At 46.2% G+C, this 16,747-nt stretch carries 11 protein-coding genes; 7 read left to right on the top strand and 4 right to left on the bottom strand.

The genetic code is table 11. The features are described 5' to 3' along the window. Window positions 1–82: 82 nt before the first annotated feature. Window positions 83–1,414, top strand: a complete 1,332-nt coding sequence (locus AB1757_15805) for a discoidin domain-containing protein (protein ID MEW6128505.1) — start codon at window positions 83–85, stop codon at window positions 1,412–1,414. 61 nt (window positions 1,415–1,475) lie between these two features. On the opposite strand, the gene AB1757_15800 is transcribed toward AB1757_15805, so the two are convergent. Both AB1757_15800 and AB1757_15795 read right to left on the bottom strand, forming a co-directional pair. Next, complete coding sequence (locus tag AB1757_15800; GenBank protein ID MEW6128504.1) at window positions 1,476–3,095, bottom strand: hypothetical protein; 1,620 nt, start codon at window positions 3,093–3,095, stop codon at window positions 1,476–1,478. Window positions 3,096–3,413: 318 nt separating this feature from the next. Beyond that, window positions 3,414–6,692, bottom strand: coding sequence for a caspase family protein (locus AB1757_15795; GenBank protein MEW6128503.1), 3,279 nt, complete (start codon window positions 6,690–6,692; stop codon window positions 3,414–3,416). Window positions 6,693–6,849: 157 nt separating this feature from the next. Between AB1757_15795 and AB1757_15790 the strand changes: the two genes are divergently transcribed. The 6 genes from AB1757_15790 (at window position 6,850) to AB1757_15765 (ending at window position 13,759) form a co-directional block, all read left to right on the top strand. After that, complete coding sequence (locus AB1757_15790) at window positions 6,850–8,433, top strand: AAA family ATPase (GenBank protein ID MEW6128502.1); 1,584 nt, start codon at window positions 6,850–6,852, stop codon at window positions 8,431–8,433. Beyond that, window positions 8,421–9,452, top strand: coding sequence for a hypothetical protein (locus tag AB1757_15785; GenBank protein MEW6128501.1), 1,032 nt, complete (start codon window positions 8,421–8,423; stop codon window positions 9,450–9,452). Before AB1757_15790 ends, AB1757_15785 begins: the two co-directional genes overlap by 13 nt. Before the next feature lie 7 nt (window positions 9,453–9,459). Further along, on the top strand, window positions 9,460–11,208 hold the full coding sequence (locus AB1757_15780) for a vWA domain-containing protein (GenBank protein MEW6128500.1): 1,749 nt from the start codon (window positions 9,460–9,462) through the stop codon (window positions 11,206–11,208). Window positions 11,209–11,380: 172 nt separating this feature from the next. Beyond that, a complete protein-coding gene (locus AB1757_15775; protein ID MEW6128499.1) occupies window positions 11,381–11,977 on the top strand; it encodes a hypothetical protein in 597 nt (198 codons plus the stop codon). A gap of 51 nt (window positions 11,978–12,028) precedes the next feature. Beyond that, complete coding sequence (locus tag AB1757_15770; protein ID MEW6128498.1) at window positions 12,029–13,339, top strand: PQQ-dependent sugar dehydrogenase; 1,311 nt, start codon at window positions 12,029–12,031, stop codon at window positions 13,337–13,339. A 105-nt stretch (window positions 13,340–13,444) separates the two neighbouring features. Next, entirely contained in the window at window positions 13,445–13,759 is a 315-nt protein-coding gene (locus AB1757_15765; GenBank protein MEW6128497.1) for a hypothetical protein, read from the top strand. A 126-nt stretch (window positions 13,760–13,885) separates the two neighbouring features. On the opposite strand, the gene AB1757_15760 is transcribed toward AB1757_15765, so the two are convergent. Beyond that, complete coding sequence (locus AB1757_15760) at window positions 13,886–16,171, bottom strand: response regulator (GenBank protein ID MEW6128496.1); 2,286 nt, start codon at window positions 16,169–16,171, stop codon at window positions 13,886–13,888. A 3-nt stretch (window positions 16,172–16,174) separates the two neighbouring features. After that, complete coding sequence (locus AB1757_15755) at window positions 16,175–16,720, bottom strand: heme NO-binding domain-containing protein (GenBank protein ID MEW6128495.1); 546 nt, start codon at window positions 16,718–16,720, stop codon at window positions 16,175–16,177. Window positions 16,721–16,747: the final 27 nt, after the last annotated feature.

Raw genomic sequence — 16,747 nt, 5'->3', positions numbered from 1 at the left:
TTCCGCACTCCCATAAAAGACAACTTCGCATTGTCTAAAAACCATCGGACATGGTGGAATTGGACAGAGGAGGAGAAGTCTTATGATTAAAACCAATAAACTTACTTCATTGATTTCGTTATTGGCATTTGCGTTTACCATTTTTTCAACACCCCTAATATTTGCACAACAGACCTATCAATCCGCGCCCATCAGACCACAAGCGGTTACCGGAGAATTGCTTGATTTATCAGCGACACTCGATAACCGCCCCGACACCCGGGCGCATTCTGGTAACCCCAATTATATTGGCATGAGTTTTACGATTGATTTAGGCAGCATTCAACCGGTGATTGGGGTTTCTCAAGACCACGGACGTTACCCGACCCATTTCCCCGGCGCTTACAAAGTCGAAGTTGCCGAAACCCCGGATAACTGGTTTCTGGCATGGCAGGGCGAAGGGCAGCGAGGCGAGAGCAAAGCGGTGTTTGAAGCGGTTCGCGCCCGCTACATTCGTGTAACCGCGACCGCGCTAAACAAAACTTATAACCAGGAATGGAGCATTGCGGAATTGCGCGGCGGCATCGACCCCGGACAAAAACCTAAAACCATTCCGCCAAAAAGAGCGCCGGAACCCGCACCTGTTGAAACTGTGAAAGAGCTGGAGAATAAAAATCTTGCTTTCGATAACAAACTCGACACTTTTGCTACAAGTAGGACAGCCGATTATCGTGGTCGAATTTTTAATGTGGATTTGGGCGGCGAGTATGAAATTTCCAGAGTGGTTCAAATTCACGGCACGCGCGCCAATGATTATCCCGGAGAATATAAAATCGAAGTCAGTGATTCGCGCAATGAAAATAAATATCGCGAAGTATTTCGCGGTCGGGGTGAAACGGCTAGAAGCGTTGCCCGATTTACGCCGGTCATCACGAGGTTTATCCGCATCACGGCATTGCGCAACCTCGACAATCAACATTTTTGGTCGATTGCTGAACTACGAACCAATCGGGACGAAGATGTGGTTGACCGCGATGATGACGACGGTTTAATGAATCGGCAGATTCGCAACCTCACAGGTCGGGGCTTTTCCAACCTGAACGCCTTGCTTGATGAAAACAACCGCACAGCGGCAACGACGAGAACTACGGATTATCTCGGCAGTTTCATTCAAGCAGATTTGGGTGGCAGTTACACGATTGCCAAAGTTGTTCAGGTGCATGAACCTGACAATAAAAATTTTGCCGGTCGCTACCTTGTCGAAATCAGTATGGATGGCAATCAATGGCAAAGGGTGTTTGAAGGCGTTGGTACGGGCACACGTTCCGTCGCAACCTTTACTCCGGTTCGCGCGCGCTACATTCGACTGACGGCAACCGATGACAAAAATAATCGTCGCGAGTGGACGGTTTATAAACTGCGGATTCGCGGATAGGCGACAAAGTTTGAGTCAATAAAAACGGGCACAATATGGTTTGCCCGTTTTTATTAATCTCTTAGGGCGTTAATGGTTTGGGAATTAATCGAATATACTTCCCCCATGCATAATCAGCAACTACTTCGAGATGGTCTCCACTTTCATAATGTTCAAAAAGCTGGTCGGCATCTTTTATAGCGCCCTTATTCAGCCAAACCTCTTTCCCGTTTAAAATCGCCTGATCAATTTCTGTGATGATTTTCGCAAAACTTCCCTTGGGCATTTTTTTCCATAGCGGTTGATCGTTGAAATACTGAAAGGTTGTATCGACCTCTTCGCGGTCAGCAAAATAAATAATGGCGTTTTTGTGCCAGATTGCTGCGGTGTTTCGAGCTTCGGCAATTAACGGATTGGCTTCGGGGTGATGATTGGGGAGTATGAAAAAAGCAGTGTTGAACAGCGCCAGCAGGCTCACCGATAAGGCTGCGACGCGCAGGTCTTTATACCGCAAAGGGAAAGTGGCGTTGGAATTTGCCGGTTGGGATTGGTTTGGTTTAAGAACCAGCGCAAGTGCCAGTGCTATTGCCGGTAGGTAAAACAACCGTAAATTTTCATCCATCGGTTCAAAAAACAATAGAAAGATTAAATAAGGAATTATCCAGAATGTGATGATGATGAATAATCGCCGCTCGTCGCCAACCAGGCGTTTAGGGAAGTGACGAATGATTTTCCAACAACCTGCAAGCCCGGAAGATTGAAACATTTTTGCTGCCAGAACGATCCCGACAATTCCTGTGATTATTGCTGTCCCCAGCGCCAACCCGGTTGATTTCGCCAAAAAGAGCTTGAAGCTATGCCCGACGATTAAGCGCAAATTGGAGTTTGGGGTCATCCAAATTCCCGGTATGGGATTATTTTCGGGAGTAATCATACTCGGATTTGTCGTAACCCATTCGATTAACTCGCCAGGTGAGGTAATTCCGTGCATGGTTATGGCAACCAGATAATATACCGATATGGTTAATCCAACTGAGAGTGTGGAGAAGGTAAGGGAGAATTTTAATTTTTTCTCAATATGTGGATGGGTGAAAATAATTGCCAGTCCGGCGAAAAAAAACAACGACGATAATTCATGGATTAGCATCGCCAGTGCGAAAAGTATTCCGCTCAATACCGAATTTGGCAATTCACCGAGCAAATTTTTTAGACATAAAATCAGCAAGACTACCGATAAAATATAAGCATCAGCATCCGTAGATAGTTTCCACCAGGTTGCTGTAGTTCCGAAAAAAGTGGCGGTCACTGCTGCAATATAATTATTGGTCAGTGGCTTGATAATTGAATAAAGGGTGGCTACTCCACAGGCTGCAATGATCATATTGATAAATTGCAGCAGATATAAAACTTTGATTTTTATCCCGATTGCGAAAACCAGATAGTAAACCAGGTATCCCAAGGCATTGTATAAAAGATGATTTTGATGGAACAACAAATCGAAATTGGTGTGCTGGTTTGCAACCTTTTCGATTTGCAAAGCGAAGGTGATGCCATCCCAGAAGTAGTTTGCTGTGGGCGTCAGCATATAGAGCAGGAGGAATAGACAAAAATAGAACCCCGATTTTGAAAAAGCCTTTGCAAGGCTCAAACGCGCAAAGGGATAAAGATATTGAGTTGAGGCACTGCGAACCGTTGGCACCATCTACCATTTCTCCAATTAAGTGAAGTTTCATTGGAGACCACCCCGCTGTGCCGTATAGCCGTTTTTTACTTAAAATTTTTTGTGACTTTTTCTCAGTTTAAAACGTCTATAAAAACGATAAGACGAAAGCACACCAGTTGTGTTTTAGTCTCCAAAAGGCTCAAAGCCACAAAGCTTTCCAAGGCGTCGGCTTTGAGCCTGTACTTTTTTATTCCATTTTTCAGGGATTTTTCAGCGCAATACTACAGATAAAATCTGATTTAGTGAAGAAAATTTTGAAATTTATTCAGAATCAACCCTGCCCATTTTCAATGGCAGTTACCTTGATAGGGCAACCGGGAAATCCATGCCCTTTGAAGAACTCACGGGATACTGTGTCTGGGTTTTATATTTTTTGGAGATTTCCGGCAATTGGTCTTCAACGTAAGCCAGTAAACCGCGAACCGTAATCGCCCGATTCGCCTGACCAATGGTTGCCTCTCCGTTTAATCCTCTGAGCAACAGGTAGGTGAACACCCCGTGACCGAGTTCCTCTACCTCGGCTGCAAGTTGGTCGGATGTGGAAGCCGCAATGATATGTATTCCAACCGACCGCGCTAACTGTGCGAGCGCCTTGCGATCTTCGTATCCACGAAAAGCAGTTACAGCAGTTCCTGATTTGCAAGAATCCAACAACAGCAAAACTTTCTGGGAACGTAATTTGACCAGCCAATCAGACAAGGTCGTAGATGAAAGACCTTGTTTGGTTAAAATTTCATCCCGTTCAGGCTGGGTTATCTCGTAAGGAATGAAATACCATTGGTTGCCGCGACTATCGCCATGACCAGCGAAATAAATGATGACCACATCCTGAGGCTCAGCGGCTTGAATTATGGATTGAAAAGCTTTGCCAATATTTTCTTTGGTGGCTTCCTCATCGAATAGGGTTGCGGTATTCACCTGGCGAAATAAGGTTTTGCTGTTGCGTTGAAAAAATTCGGCAATCCCCGAGGCATCAACTTTGGCATAATTCAAATTCAAAGCCGAATTTTTATAGTGATTGATGCCGACAACCAGCAGATGCAAAGCAATGGCTTTTTCGGGAGCATTCAGTTTGACATTGATTTGATAAGGTTTGCTTTCCGTATGATCTTTGCTCAAGGCAACCGCTTTAAAGAGGTTATCGCCTTCGGTGAGCAATACCTTAAAAGTTAATAGCGAGTTTTTTTGCGTGGCAATTTTAATACTGCGCTCAAGGGGATTTACCAGTTTTTCATTTTGAAATAGACGGATTTCCCCGATGCCGCCGCCGTTATCTTTGGCTTCGACCTGCACCTCAACTTCGGGAGTCGTAAACGTTTCATTAATTCGGGGCGATAGGATTTTTACTTCCGGCGGTGGCGCAAATCCTTTGGTGATCGAATCGACCGGTGATGTGGTTTTGGCTGCCTGCAAATTTTGCGAAATGATTTCGGGTTTATAGAAGCGGTCAAACAATTGATCGAAATCAAAAACCAGTGAACCGATGCGCCAGTTGATGTAAAGGGCGCTGTCTTGCGACCCGTCATAATAACCATCCGGGGTAAAAGCAATCCAGTTTTGGTCTTTGAATGCCAGAAAGGTTGAAATCAGTTTGCCGTATTCTGTCCACCATACTCTGGTTGTGGTGTCCCAACTTCCTGAAACCAGAATTCGCTGGTTGGCACTAAACGCGAGCGCGGCAACCGGTCCCGCGTGACCGTTTAAGGTGTGAATCAGTTTTCCGCTCGTCGCATCCCAGAGTTTAATGGCTTTTTCAAATCCCCCTGAAGCGATGACTTTTCCATCAGGACTCACCGCGACACTCAGCACGTCATAAGTGCTTTTGAACTCCCTGATGATTTCACCGGTTTCCGTATTCCAGATTTTCGTGGTCTTATCGGCACTGCCGGAAACCAACCGCTTGCCATCCGGGCTATACGCAATCGAATGAATTTGCGCTTCGTGCCCTTTCAATATACGAATGGTTTGTCCGGTTGCGATGTCCCAAATCCTGATGTCGGTATCGGCACTGCCAGAGGCAAGCGTTAAATTATCGGGTGCGATAGCGACAGTTGATGTGAGGCTATGATGACCGGTAAAGGTTTTGATAATTTTTCCGCTGGCGACATCGAGCAGTTTGATGGTTCGGTCTTCGCTTCCAATTGCAATCATCTTGCCATTCGGGCTGAAAACCAGGCAGCGGATTTCGGCTTCAAAGCCTTTGAAAGTGCGCAGCAATTTGTTTTTATCGGTGTCCCAAAGTTTAATGGTTTTATCCCAACTGCCGGATGCCAGAATTTTTCCATCGGGATGAAATGCCAGGGCGCTGACTTCGGATGAATGACCTTCCAATGTCCGAACTAATCGCCCGATATAAATATCCCAGAGCTTGATGGATTTAGAATTGCTGGAAGCGACGGTCTGGTTATCAGAACTGATGGCAACGGCGTTGACTTCATAAGAATGGCCTTCGAGGTTGCCGATTGACTTGCCGGTTGTGACATCGAATAAATAAATATTTTTATAACTTGCGACGGCTAATCGTTCATCATCGGATTTCAAGGCAATCGAATTGACCGGAAAGGGAATATTATCAAGCGTTCGCAGGGTTTTGCCGGTTCCGGCATTCCAGATTTTAACCGTCTTATCCTGACTCGCGGTGATGATGGCATTCCGGTCATTGGTAAACAGCGCAGCAGTGAGTCCGCTTGAATGCCCTTTGAGAATTTGCAGCAGGTTTCCTGATTGAACGTCCCAAACCCGCGCGGTCTTATCCATACTCGCCGAAACCAGCTTCATGGCGTCACTGCTGATCGCGATTGCCCGAATTTCGCCGGTGTGACCAGTGAAGGTTCGCTGCAAATGTCCTTCTTCGGCATCGAATAATTTTATTGCGCCATCATCACATCCCGCAAAAACGGTTTTACCATCGGGTGAAAAAGCGATTGAACGAACGCTTGAGGTATGAATTTCAATGGTGTGAATCAACTCTCCGGTTTTGGTGTCCCATAAATTAATCGTGCGGTCTTTGCTGCCGGATGCAAGGGTTTTCCCGTCCGCAGAAAAAGCCAAACTGTTTACGTCATCATCATGCCCTTGCAGGTTGCGGATAAGTTTTCCGCTGCTCAAATCCCAAATTTTAATCGTGCGGTCAAGCCCTGCGGATGCCAGGGTTTTGGAATCGGGACTGAACGCCAGGGAGGTCACGTTATCGTAATGACCTTCAAATTGGCGAATCAGCTTTTGATTCGTTGCATCCCACAAACGAACGGTTTTGTCGCTGCTTGCTGAAGCAATGAATTCCCCATCCGGGCTGAAGGCAACGAAACGCACCGTATCGGCGTGACCGTTTTGGATGACTAGCTCAGGTTTTTCCGGCATCAATCGTTGATTGCCTTGCGAAGATGCATTGGTTTTTGGAGGCGTCAGCGGTTTATTGCTATTCGGTTTGGGTTTCGGTTTAACTTTCGGTTGTGTTTGTTTTTTTTGCGGTGTGGATTTTCCGCGTTGCGCTGTAAAGGATTGAACACGGGTTAAGCTGACGAGACAAAACAAGAGACCCGTTAAACAAATCAGGGTTAAACGTCCAGCTTTCACAGCCGCCTCCTTGAACAAAGTTCCACGTTTATTAACGCACAAAGCATATAGAAAAACCCTCACACTTTGAAGCGACTAAAATAAACAAATGGCAGCAAGCGAAACTTATGAGCGGCAAGTCTTGACATCCGGGACGTTGAATAGATAATCGTAGCGCATGACACCGGACTATAAACCCTATACGAAAATTTCGCAGTCACCGACCAATCCGCAAACCGTAAAAACTCGCAAACGCTTTGATGTCGCGGAACTTTATGAAGGACCCTTGACCGCCATTGAAGTGACCAATCAAACCGCCATCCCTTTGGATGAAAAATTGCGACAAGCTTATTTCTGGATTGTCAATCACGCCATCATCAGTCCTTATTACGACATCGAATATAACGACGGTCCACCGCAAACCTTTACTTTCGGTGATAAAAAAAGCCGGGTCATCTTGCCCTCTGACCAAAGCTATTCGAGTTTTGTGTTGATGCCGTTGTTGAATCTGGTGTTGCAACGAAGGTGTCTTTTTGTCGGCGGGCCAGGGCGGGGAAAGACTGCCAGCGCCATTTTGATGGGAGTGCTTGCAGGCTATTCCATCAAAGACATCAAACGCGCCATTCAACATGGGCAACCACAAATGACCATCGCGGATTTGCTGGGCAATCCCTTGCCTTCAACTTTGGTTAATGCTCAGACGATGGATGATGTAAAAATCGCCTGGCGTAAATGGCTCAGCATGCGTGTGAAAATCATTGATGAATACAATCGCATTCCAACCCGCACGCAATCGGCTCTGCTAACCGTGATGGGCGATAACTATGCGGAAATTTATGACCAGATTTATGAATGCCCGGAAGCCGCCTGGTATTTAACCGCTAATGATGATGCAGGCGGCGGAACCTATCAGGTCATCGAAGCATTGCGCGACCGCATTGATATTGTCGTAAAAGCACTCCATTTCAACACCCGGTTTCTTAAAGAATTGCTGACGAGAATCGAAGACAACATACGACCCGAAGAGATCGTTCCCAAAGAGATTATTTTCAATGTATCGGAACTCGATCAGGCATATCAACAGATTCTTGAAGTAAAATTCTCCGACACACTCAGGCGGCGAATGGAATTTTTTTCCAGCCATTTTGAATTTTGTGACGGCGCTGCCGATCAAGTGGAATACAAAACCAAAGACACGGTTAAACTCGCCGCCCTGGATTTCAATTTGATTCCGCAAGACACCGGCAAAGACCGCGTGAAAGATTTAGGCAGTCAAACCCGCAATGGTTTATCGGTTCGTTCGTTGATGACGGTGCTGGTCTTTGCCAAAGCGATGGCATGGTTTCGCGGTAAACCCGAAGTTGAATTTGAAGACCTGCGGCAAATGATTCCCTTTGTTCTGCACGATAAACTGGTGCAAGACCCTGACTCGCCGTATTTTGAAGCCGGCAACAACGCCATTTACCGAAGCGATAAAGTCGGTTGGATTCGCACGCTTTTCGATTTATCGTGCGCCGAATATGACCGCTTGAATCTGGATCGCGATGACCCGATTGCGCAACTCGCAGCCGAATTTGAAGCCGGGCTTGAGGGCGTCAGTGAACAGGCGGTGCGCGCGCGCCTGGTGAAAATTGAACGGTTGCTTACCGAATGGAGCAAAGGGCGAAAACTCTACGGGCATCTGTTTGACGATATTCTGAAGTTGAAATATTTGCATCAACGCTACACCAATTATTTGAAATGGTTGACATGGAAGGGATGAGCGCGGCATTTGTCGCCACCTTAAAAAATAACCGCGAAAAGTTGAATACCAAATTCGCTTATGCGCGTCACGCCTATCCGAAACTCGACGGCGATGTTGTACTGGCTCATTTGCGAACCCTGGTTGAACCGATTGCCGCAGCAGTTGAACGTTCGGACAGGGAAAAGACTGAAGAGATTGTCCTGACGGTTTATGACTTTCTTCTCGAATTATTAGGCAAAGGCTTGCTTGGAACCGAAACCCGTTATCCGGCGCTTTTTAAAGCCTGGTCACACCTGTTCATTCAACTGCCGCATTTGCTGATTCAAAATCCTTCGTTATTTGTCGCCTCGGTATCGAATGCAATTTACAACCTGTCAACCAATCTGGGAACCCGCCCGACCTATTGGATTGATGAAATGATTCGCATTGGCGCGAAATGCAAAGAGGTCGCTCAATTTTTAGCAGCCGGAGAGATTGTAGCGTGGCGTTCGGGAATGGCGCATTTCAGAGAGAGCGCCCTGGATGCCTGTTTGACGCTCGATGATAAACTCGGGAAAAGCGCTTTGTGTATCCCGGAAGATAATCTGCTGCCGGTGGATTTGATTGTTTTTAAAATGAGAAATGACCCGTGGCTTGCGCCCTGGTCAGCAAGCACCGATAACCATCGACCGAAAGCCCTAAGAATCGCCTCGGTTGTCGGCGCGTTTCGCGGTTTTGGCGGATTGTTCACCTCGCCGCCGGAAGTCTTCACCTCAAGCGGTGACTTTTATGTATTCGACAATCAGAATTGCTGGCTGATGACCGCCGATTTGTTCGGCGCAACTTTGCATAAACGAGGAACCGATTTGCCTGACGAAGATAAAAAAGTGGTGATTGATTATGAGATTGATAAAAAAGGCAAAGTCACACGCTTCGGTCAGGAGGTAATCCTTCCCGAACTCGCTTCATCATCAAGCGTTGCCGCCAATAAAACGACGCTTGCGGTTACTGTCCCGCATTCATTCGGGATTTACCTGATTGCGTTAAAAGAGAGTTGATGATTTTTTGAAAAACGACCTCAACAATTTAAAAGTGCGATGGGAAGCGCGTTGGCAGGACGCGCTGGCATTGTGGAGTCGCTTTACAAAACTTCGCGAGCCGCGTTGGTGTTTTAATGTTTCCGATGAGAAGGTCGAAGGGTTATCCGGCAGTTTCGCAATGATTCGTCTGGATGACCATGCTGTGGTGGTCAGTCTGCCGCAAATTCTCGCCAATCAATTACAGAATTATCCGCTCGAAATCATGGGGCATGAAATCGGGCATCACGTTTTTTGCCCGGCGGATTTATCCGATCAGGGGCGTATGCTTGCGCGAATGCGCCGCGCTTTGCCATCCAAAGAACATCACGCGCCATTTGTCGCCAATCTTTATGCGGATTTGTTAATCAATGACCGATTGCAAAGAAGCGCCGGTCTGAAAATGCACGAGGTTTATAAAGCCTTAAAGACCGATTCAAAAGATGAGTTGTGGACGTTATACATGCGAATTTATGAAAACCTCTGGGGATTGCCGAAAGCAACAATCGCCACGGGTGAGATTACGCCTGAACTCGACCTTGATGCGCAACTCGGCGCGCGAGTGATTCGCGCCTATGCCAAGGATTGGTTGAAAGGCGCAGGGCGATTTGCCGCTTTGTGCCTGAATTATCTCCTGAAAAGTGATGCGCAGGAAACCCAGAAAATATTCAGAGGGTGGAGCGACATTCGGAATACCGGTTCCAGCCAAGCGCCTGATGGACTGGTAGAAATCGACGCCGATGAAATCGAAGGCGCAATTCATCCGATGTACGATGATGAGCTTTCAGGTATCAGCAGTGAAAGTAATAAAGATACCAAAGGTTCGGGAAACACCATCGCGCCGAACGCTCAAAATACCGGTTCAACGGGACAGTGTCGGGAACCTTTTGAATATGGCGAGATATTAAAGGGATTAGGGATTAAGTTGAGCGAGCAGGAAATTGCCATTAAATATTACCGCGAGCGTTCTATTCCTTACTTGATTAAATTTCCAACCAGAGAATTGCCGGAATCGAAAGAACCGTTAATCGAAGGGCTGGATATTTGGGATATTGGCAATTCTATAGATGATGTCGATTGGGTGGAAAGCGCGATGATCAGCCATAAAGTTATTCCCGGCGTAACCACGGTTCAACGATTGTATGGCACGACGAGCGGTTCGATGCCGGAGCGTGACCCGATTGATTTGGATTTATATGTCGATTGTTCGGGTTCGATGCCCAATCCGCAATACTCGACGTCATACCTGACTTTGGCTGGAGCGATTATTTCTTTATCGGCTTTGCGGGTTGGTTCGCGTGTGAAGGCGACCTTGTGGAGCGGGAAAAATGATTTTCAAACCACTAAAGACTTTATTCGCGATGAAACCGAAATATTAAAAATTCTGACCGGTTACATCGGCGGGGCGACGGCATTTCCGATTCACCTATTGCGTGAGACATTTCAAAACCGAAAACCCAAAGACCGCCCGGTTCATATTCTGGTGATTTCGGATGATGGTGTTGACACCATGTTTGATACCGATGAAAAAGGCAACAGCGGTTGGGAGGTATCGAAGATGGCTTTGGAAAATGGACGCGGTGGCGGAACTTTTGTGTTGAACCTCTGGAATGATTGGCAACAAACGCCAAAACTGGTGCAGGCACATCAACAGGGGTGGGACATCCACCGTGTGCAGAATTGGACACAATTGGTAGAATTCGCCCGTGCATTCAGTCGAGCGAAATATGGAACCTGATAGTCGCGAGTCTGGAGTCGGGTGTCCAGAGTCATAATAATAAAGCTGGAATAAGCCTGACGAAGGTAAAATGGTGAACCCGGTAAATAAGCTTGATTCATCTATATCATCCTGAAAGTTTCATCATTCTGTTAGTAGGACTCCAGACACCAGACTCCAGACTTCTTAAAGTATGAAAAACGAAGGACCACAACTGGAAGCCTTAACGCGCCGCTTGTCTGAGTGTCCGGCGGATTTTCTGGGTGAGCCGAAAACCGCGAATGGCAAAGGGCAAGTAGAGGTCAGCGCCATTGTTTTTGATTTAATTCGTGAACTCGGCGGCAAGCCTTTAACCAAACAGCAACTCGACAGCTTAAAAATTTCAAACCCCAAATCGAAAGAAGAGCGCAATCGCCTTCGCCTCGCGTTAATCGCCAGTTGGCTATTCTATGATGCCTGGTTTCGCTCAAGAGAAGGGTTTGCCGATAAGGCGCTGGAATTTTTATTGAATGGATTAGGTGAACTGGCAAATCTGGTTGACCCCACTCAATTTATTTCCGATGCCGACAGGCGCGAAGAACTCGCGAGACTTTCGCTTAAACAATTCGGGTTGCGACCACTGGGCGAAAGTGAAGCGCAGGCGCAAGACCGGCTGACAACGCTTGATAGCGTCGAACGCGCGCGGGTAATCAAAGCGGCGCGTGAAGCCGAAGAACGCGCGCGACAAATTCGTGAAGAGATGCGTCGCAAGGCAGAAGAAGAAGCCGCCGCATCCTGGGGCAGAGAATAAGAAAATCAAAAGGCAAAAGTGAAAAGGCAAAAGGTAAAAATGAGACCTCTAATGATTCTGGTATGCGTCTATTTGTTCTTCGCTATTGAAGCCTGTGCGACCAACAAATCGCCGGTGTCAACTCAGGCAGCGAATCGTCAATCAAATAATAATCAAAGCAGTGACACACAAGCGGACAAAACCGAGGCTGAGGAGACCATCGATTCCAAGCCATTGAAACTCGCGCCGCGCAAAATTGCTTTGGGTGGCGGGAAATTTTTATCGCTCAATGTCCCTCAAGGTTTTGAAATTACGATGGCTGCCGATGGGTTGAAACGTCCGCGATTTTTTGCCAAAAGCCCTGATAATCGCATCTTTTTAACCACCATGTGGACACGCGCCGACAATTCCAAAGGCGCGGTTTATATTCTCGAAGGATTCGACGAAAAGACCGGGCGATTCAGCAGACTGACTCCCTACCTTGAAAATTTACGCAATCCCAACAGCATTGCCTTTTATACCGATACCTCCGGCAAATCCTGGTTTTATATTGCACTGACCGACAAATTGATTCGCTATCGCTATATCGAGGGAGCCGATGCGCCATCGAGTGAATCGCAGGTGCTGGCAACTTTTCCCGATTATGGATTGAATTATAAATATGGTGGCTGGCATCTGACGCGCACGCTTGCCTTTGATGATAAAGGTAAATTGTTTGTTGCGGTCGGCAGCAGTTGCAATGCCTGCGAAGAGAGCGAAGAGATTCGCGCGTCGATTCTTGAGATGGATGCCGACGGGAAGAATCAACATATTATCGTTCGCGGACTCAGAAATGCCGTGGGCTTGAAATTTAGTAAAGGGCAGCTTTTTGCAACCAATATGGGACAGGATAAACTTGGTGATGATCGCCCCGAAGATAATTTTTATCTCATTGAACCGAATAAAAATTATGGCTGGCCCTATTGTTATGAGTATAAGGGAACTCGCATTTCAGACCCGGTGTTTGCGAAATCCGCAAAGCGGGTTGATTGCCGCGAGGTGCCGTTAGCCTTTGTTGGCTTTCCGGCGCATAGTTCGCCGCTCGGACTCGAATATTTTCCGTCATCCAAAAGCACCGATGGTCGATTGAAAGATTCATTCCTGGTGGCGCTTCACGGCTCATCCAAACGTCTGTTAAATCGCGGCTATCGTTTGGCGCGGGTGCGAAAAGGTTCGCCGCCGCAGGATTTCCTTACCGGCTTCTTACAGGGCACAAAGGTTCTGGGAAGACCGGCTGATGTCTTTCGCCTGAGCGATAACGCCTTTTTATTTTCGGATGATTTTAACGGGCGGGTGTTTTATGTTTATCAAAAAGTAAAAGAAAAGCCTGCGGGGCAGAAATAATTTAAAAAACCCTTGCAATAAAAATCAGACTTTTTTATTAATCAACGGTCTTAGTATCCGTACAATTTGAAGTCAAACTATTTTTTGGAGATGGAGACAATCAGAATGAAAAAAATATTCATGTTTGTGGTGATTACAATTTTATCAATGAGTTTGATGGGTTTTGCCGAAGGTACAAAAACCGGTAAGGGCAAAGCGAAGGGTAAGGGAACGGCGACCGGCACCGGCGTCACCGCAGGAACCGGAACGGCATCGGGAACCGGTGTGGTGGTTTACAAAAATAAATCCGGGGTTCACGCCAAACGCGGAACCGGAACTGTATCGGGCAAGGGCGTCGCCATTGGCAAAGGGACGGTTTCAGGCAAAGGTAAGGCTGCTGGAAAAGGCACCGTAAGCGGAGAAGGAAAGGTGAAGAACTGAGCTTTATTTCCCAATAAATGGTAGTGAATTAAAAAGCGGAAAATGAGATTGGCATTATCGAGTATCCTCAACCGAAAGGTTGAGAGGTTTTCTGCCATCCACTTCCGCTTTTAAATATTTATTGACTTAAACCGAAATTAATTTTTGGCTATGGTTATTTAAATAATGGGAGACCGATTGGAATTCAATGACCACCTTTTTGAAACGCGCTTCGGCAGTTTTTAAATTATTATTTTTGCAATCGTCTTCAAGCAGTTGACAGTGTTTTGACATGACTTTCGCTCCGATATAGGCGCTGCTACCTTTTAAACTATGAGCAATTTTTGAGAGCGAAATTAAATCCCCTGCTGCCAGAGCGTCTCGTCCACTGGTGATTCGTTGGGGCGTATCTTCAAGGAAAAGCTGGATAATCTCTTCAAATAATTCCTGGCTTTCCTCTCCACCAAGATTCCACAACTCTTTTAAGCTTTCCTGATCAATCGGGCAGCGAATGCTATTTTCAATAGTCGATATTTCGATGACTTCAAAATGATTGACGGAGCTATCTTCGATTTCGGGTGCGGATTCATTTGCTTCATATCGGGATGGTGGATTGAGCGCGTTTAACTGTTGGCTATTTTGAATAACCGTTCCGATTTCCTTAATTGTCGAGACCAGCGCATCCATCGTTATCGGTTTACTGATGTAATAATCCATTCCGGCAGCCAGACATTTCTCCTTATCCCCACGCATGGCATTGGCGGTTACGGCAACCACCTTTGGACGGTTGGCAACCGGTACGAATTTGATAATTTGTTTGGATGCCTCCAGCCCATCCATTTCCGGCATTTGAACATCCATTAACACCAAATCATATTTTTGCCGCAATACGGCATCGACAGCTTCCAACCCGTTGCTCACGATGTCAGGTCGGTAACCTAATTTACCGAGCATTTGGGTAACCACTTTTTGATTGATCTGATTATCCTCTGCCAGCAGAATTCTCAAAGGAAATTGATTTACCATTTGAGTTTCCGGTTGCGGGAGCGGCTTGGGTTGATTGGCGATTTTTCTGCCAATCGCTTCACAAATTTCTTGATAAAGAATCGAAGGTTTGACCGGTTTTGACAAAGTGGCAGCCAATTCCAGATGCCCCGGATGTAAATCTTTGGTCGTCCGCCGACCGATGGATGAGAGCATGATTAAAGGCAATTTTTCTTTTGGTTTTAGAGTGCGAATTTGCATGGCTAAATCCAGCCCATTCATTTGCGGCATCGACATATCAAGTATAACGACATCAAAATCAATGCCACTTTGAATCGCGTGCATTGCCTGTTCCGGCGATTCAACCGCAACCGGTTTCATTCCCCAAGAGTTGGTTTGCTGAGAAAGGATTTTTAAATTGGTGAGATTGTCATCGATAATCAATATTTTTTTACCAACTAATTCCGTCAGGGTTTCAGCCGCCGGTTGGTTCATCAGGATTTCGCTCGCTTCGACAAGAAGTGAAAAATAAAATATCGAACCCTTTCCGGGTGTACTTTCAACCCAGATATTACCGCTCATCATTTCACTCAGTTGTTTGCTGATTGCCAGTCCCAATCCGGTTCCGCCGTAATTGCGGGTTGTCGAAGAATCGACCTGTGAGAAAGATTGAAAGAGACGATGCATCCGGTCTTTCGGAATACCAATTCCTGAATCTTTGACCGTAAAAATCAATTCATAAACTTTGGATTGTTCATTTAATGGATCGAAATTCTGAAATTGCGGGCGTGACTTGTGATGGGCTTTCAGGTGAACCAGAACTTCGCCTTCATCGGTAAATTTCAATGCATTGCCAATTAAATTGACGAGAATTTGGCGAACCCGGGTAATATCGCCAATGATGGTTTGGGGGACATTTTTATCAATCAGATAGTGCAATTCCAGGTCTTTCTCGCTCGCCTGGGCACGGAAAATATCAATCGCTTCCTCAACGCAGGTGTAGAGATCGAAGGGCTGTTTTTCCAATTCCAGATTGCCGGATTCCACTTTTGAGAAATCCAGTATGGTGTTGATGATATTTAAAAGGTTTTCACTGCTATTGCGAATGGTTTCGACATAATCTTTTTGCTCGGAAGTTAAATCGGTATCAAATAACAGACTGGTCATGCCGATTACGGCATTCATCGGGGTGCGAATTTCATGACTCATATTGGCGAGAAATCGCCCTTTGATGCGGTTGGCTTCAATGGCATGGTCGCGGGCTTCAGCCAGTTCATTGGTTCGTTTTAAAACCAACTCTTCGAGGTTTTCAGCCCATTGTTTAAGCTCATGATTAGCCTTATACAGTTGAAATGACTTATTTTCGAGAACCGATTCGGCCTCTTTTCTCGCCAGTCGCTCTCGTTCCAGGCGTCTTTTCAGTAACTCTAATTCCTCGTTAATGGTCATAAGTTACCTGCGTTTGATTAAAATGAATTTAACCTTGACGCCGATGCCGCCGGATAAATCCTTTTTAATTACTTGAATATCTTCGTGGAAATATTGAATGCAGGCATTGATTAACCCTTCGGCTAAATCCGCCATCGCACGAATCGATTTATAAACTATCTCCAACCGGTTATCTTTTAATTCACATTCCAATTGGGGAAGTTCGACATCGGGATAAACTTTGCGAACCTCCGCGTGGATGTGATGGTCAACCTGACGGAGAAATTCAAATGTTGAATGCGCGCCGTTCAGATATTGTGAATAATTGCGGACGAAAGTATGAAAAAGGCGTTCACCGAATCGTCGCAGTAAATCGGCAACCGCGACTCCGCTTGCTTTACTTAATTCATTTACCAGTTGCAGCATTTCCTGGTAGTCATAAGTCCCAACCGCCGTGTAAGCGCCGCCGGATTTCAATTCGCTTGCAGTGATAATTTTATCGGCGATCAACGGCGAATATTGACTTTCGACCATTTCAATGAATTCAGTGAACACGATGCCTTTCATCATTTACTCCTTCGGGCTTTTTCGGCACTG

It is taken from the genome of Acidobacteriota bacterium, from assembly GCA_040754075.1.
Taxonomy (GTDB): Bacteria; Acidobacteriota; Blastocatellia; order UBA7656; family UBA7656; genus JBFMDH01.
The sequence above is the reverse complement of the archived record's forward strand: the minus strand, read 5'-3'. Positions and strand labels throughout refer to the sequence as shown.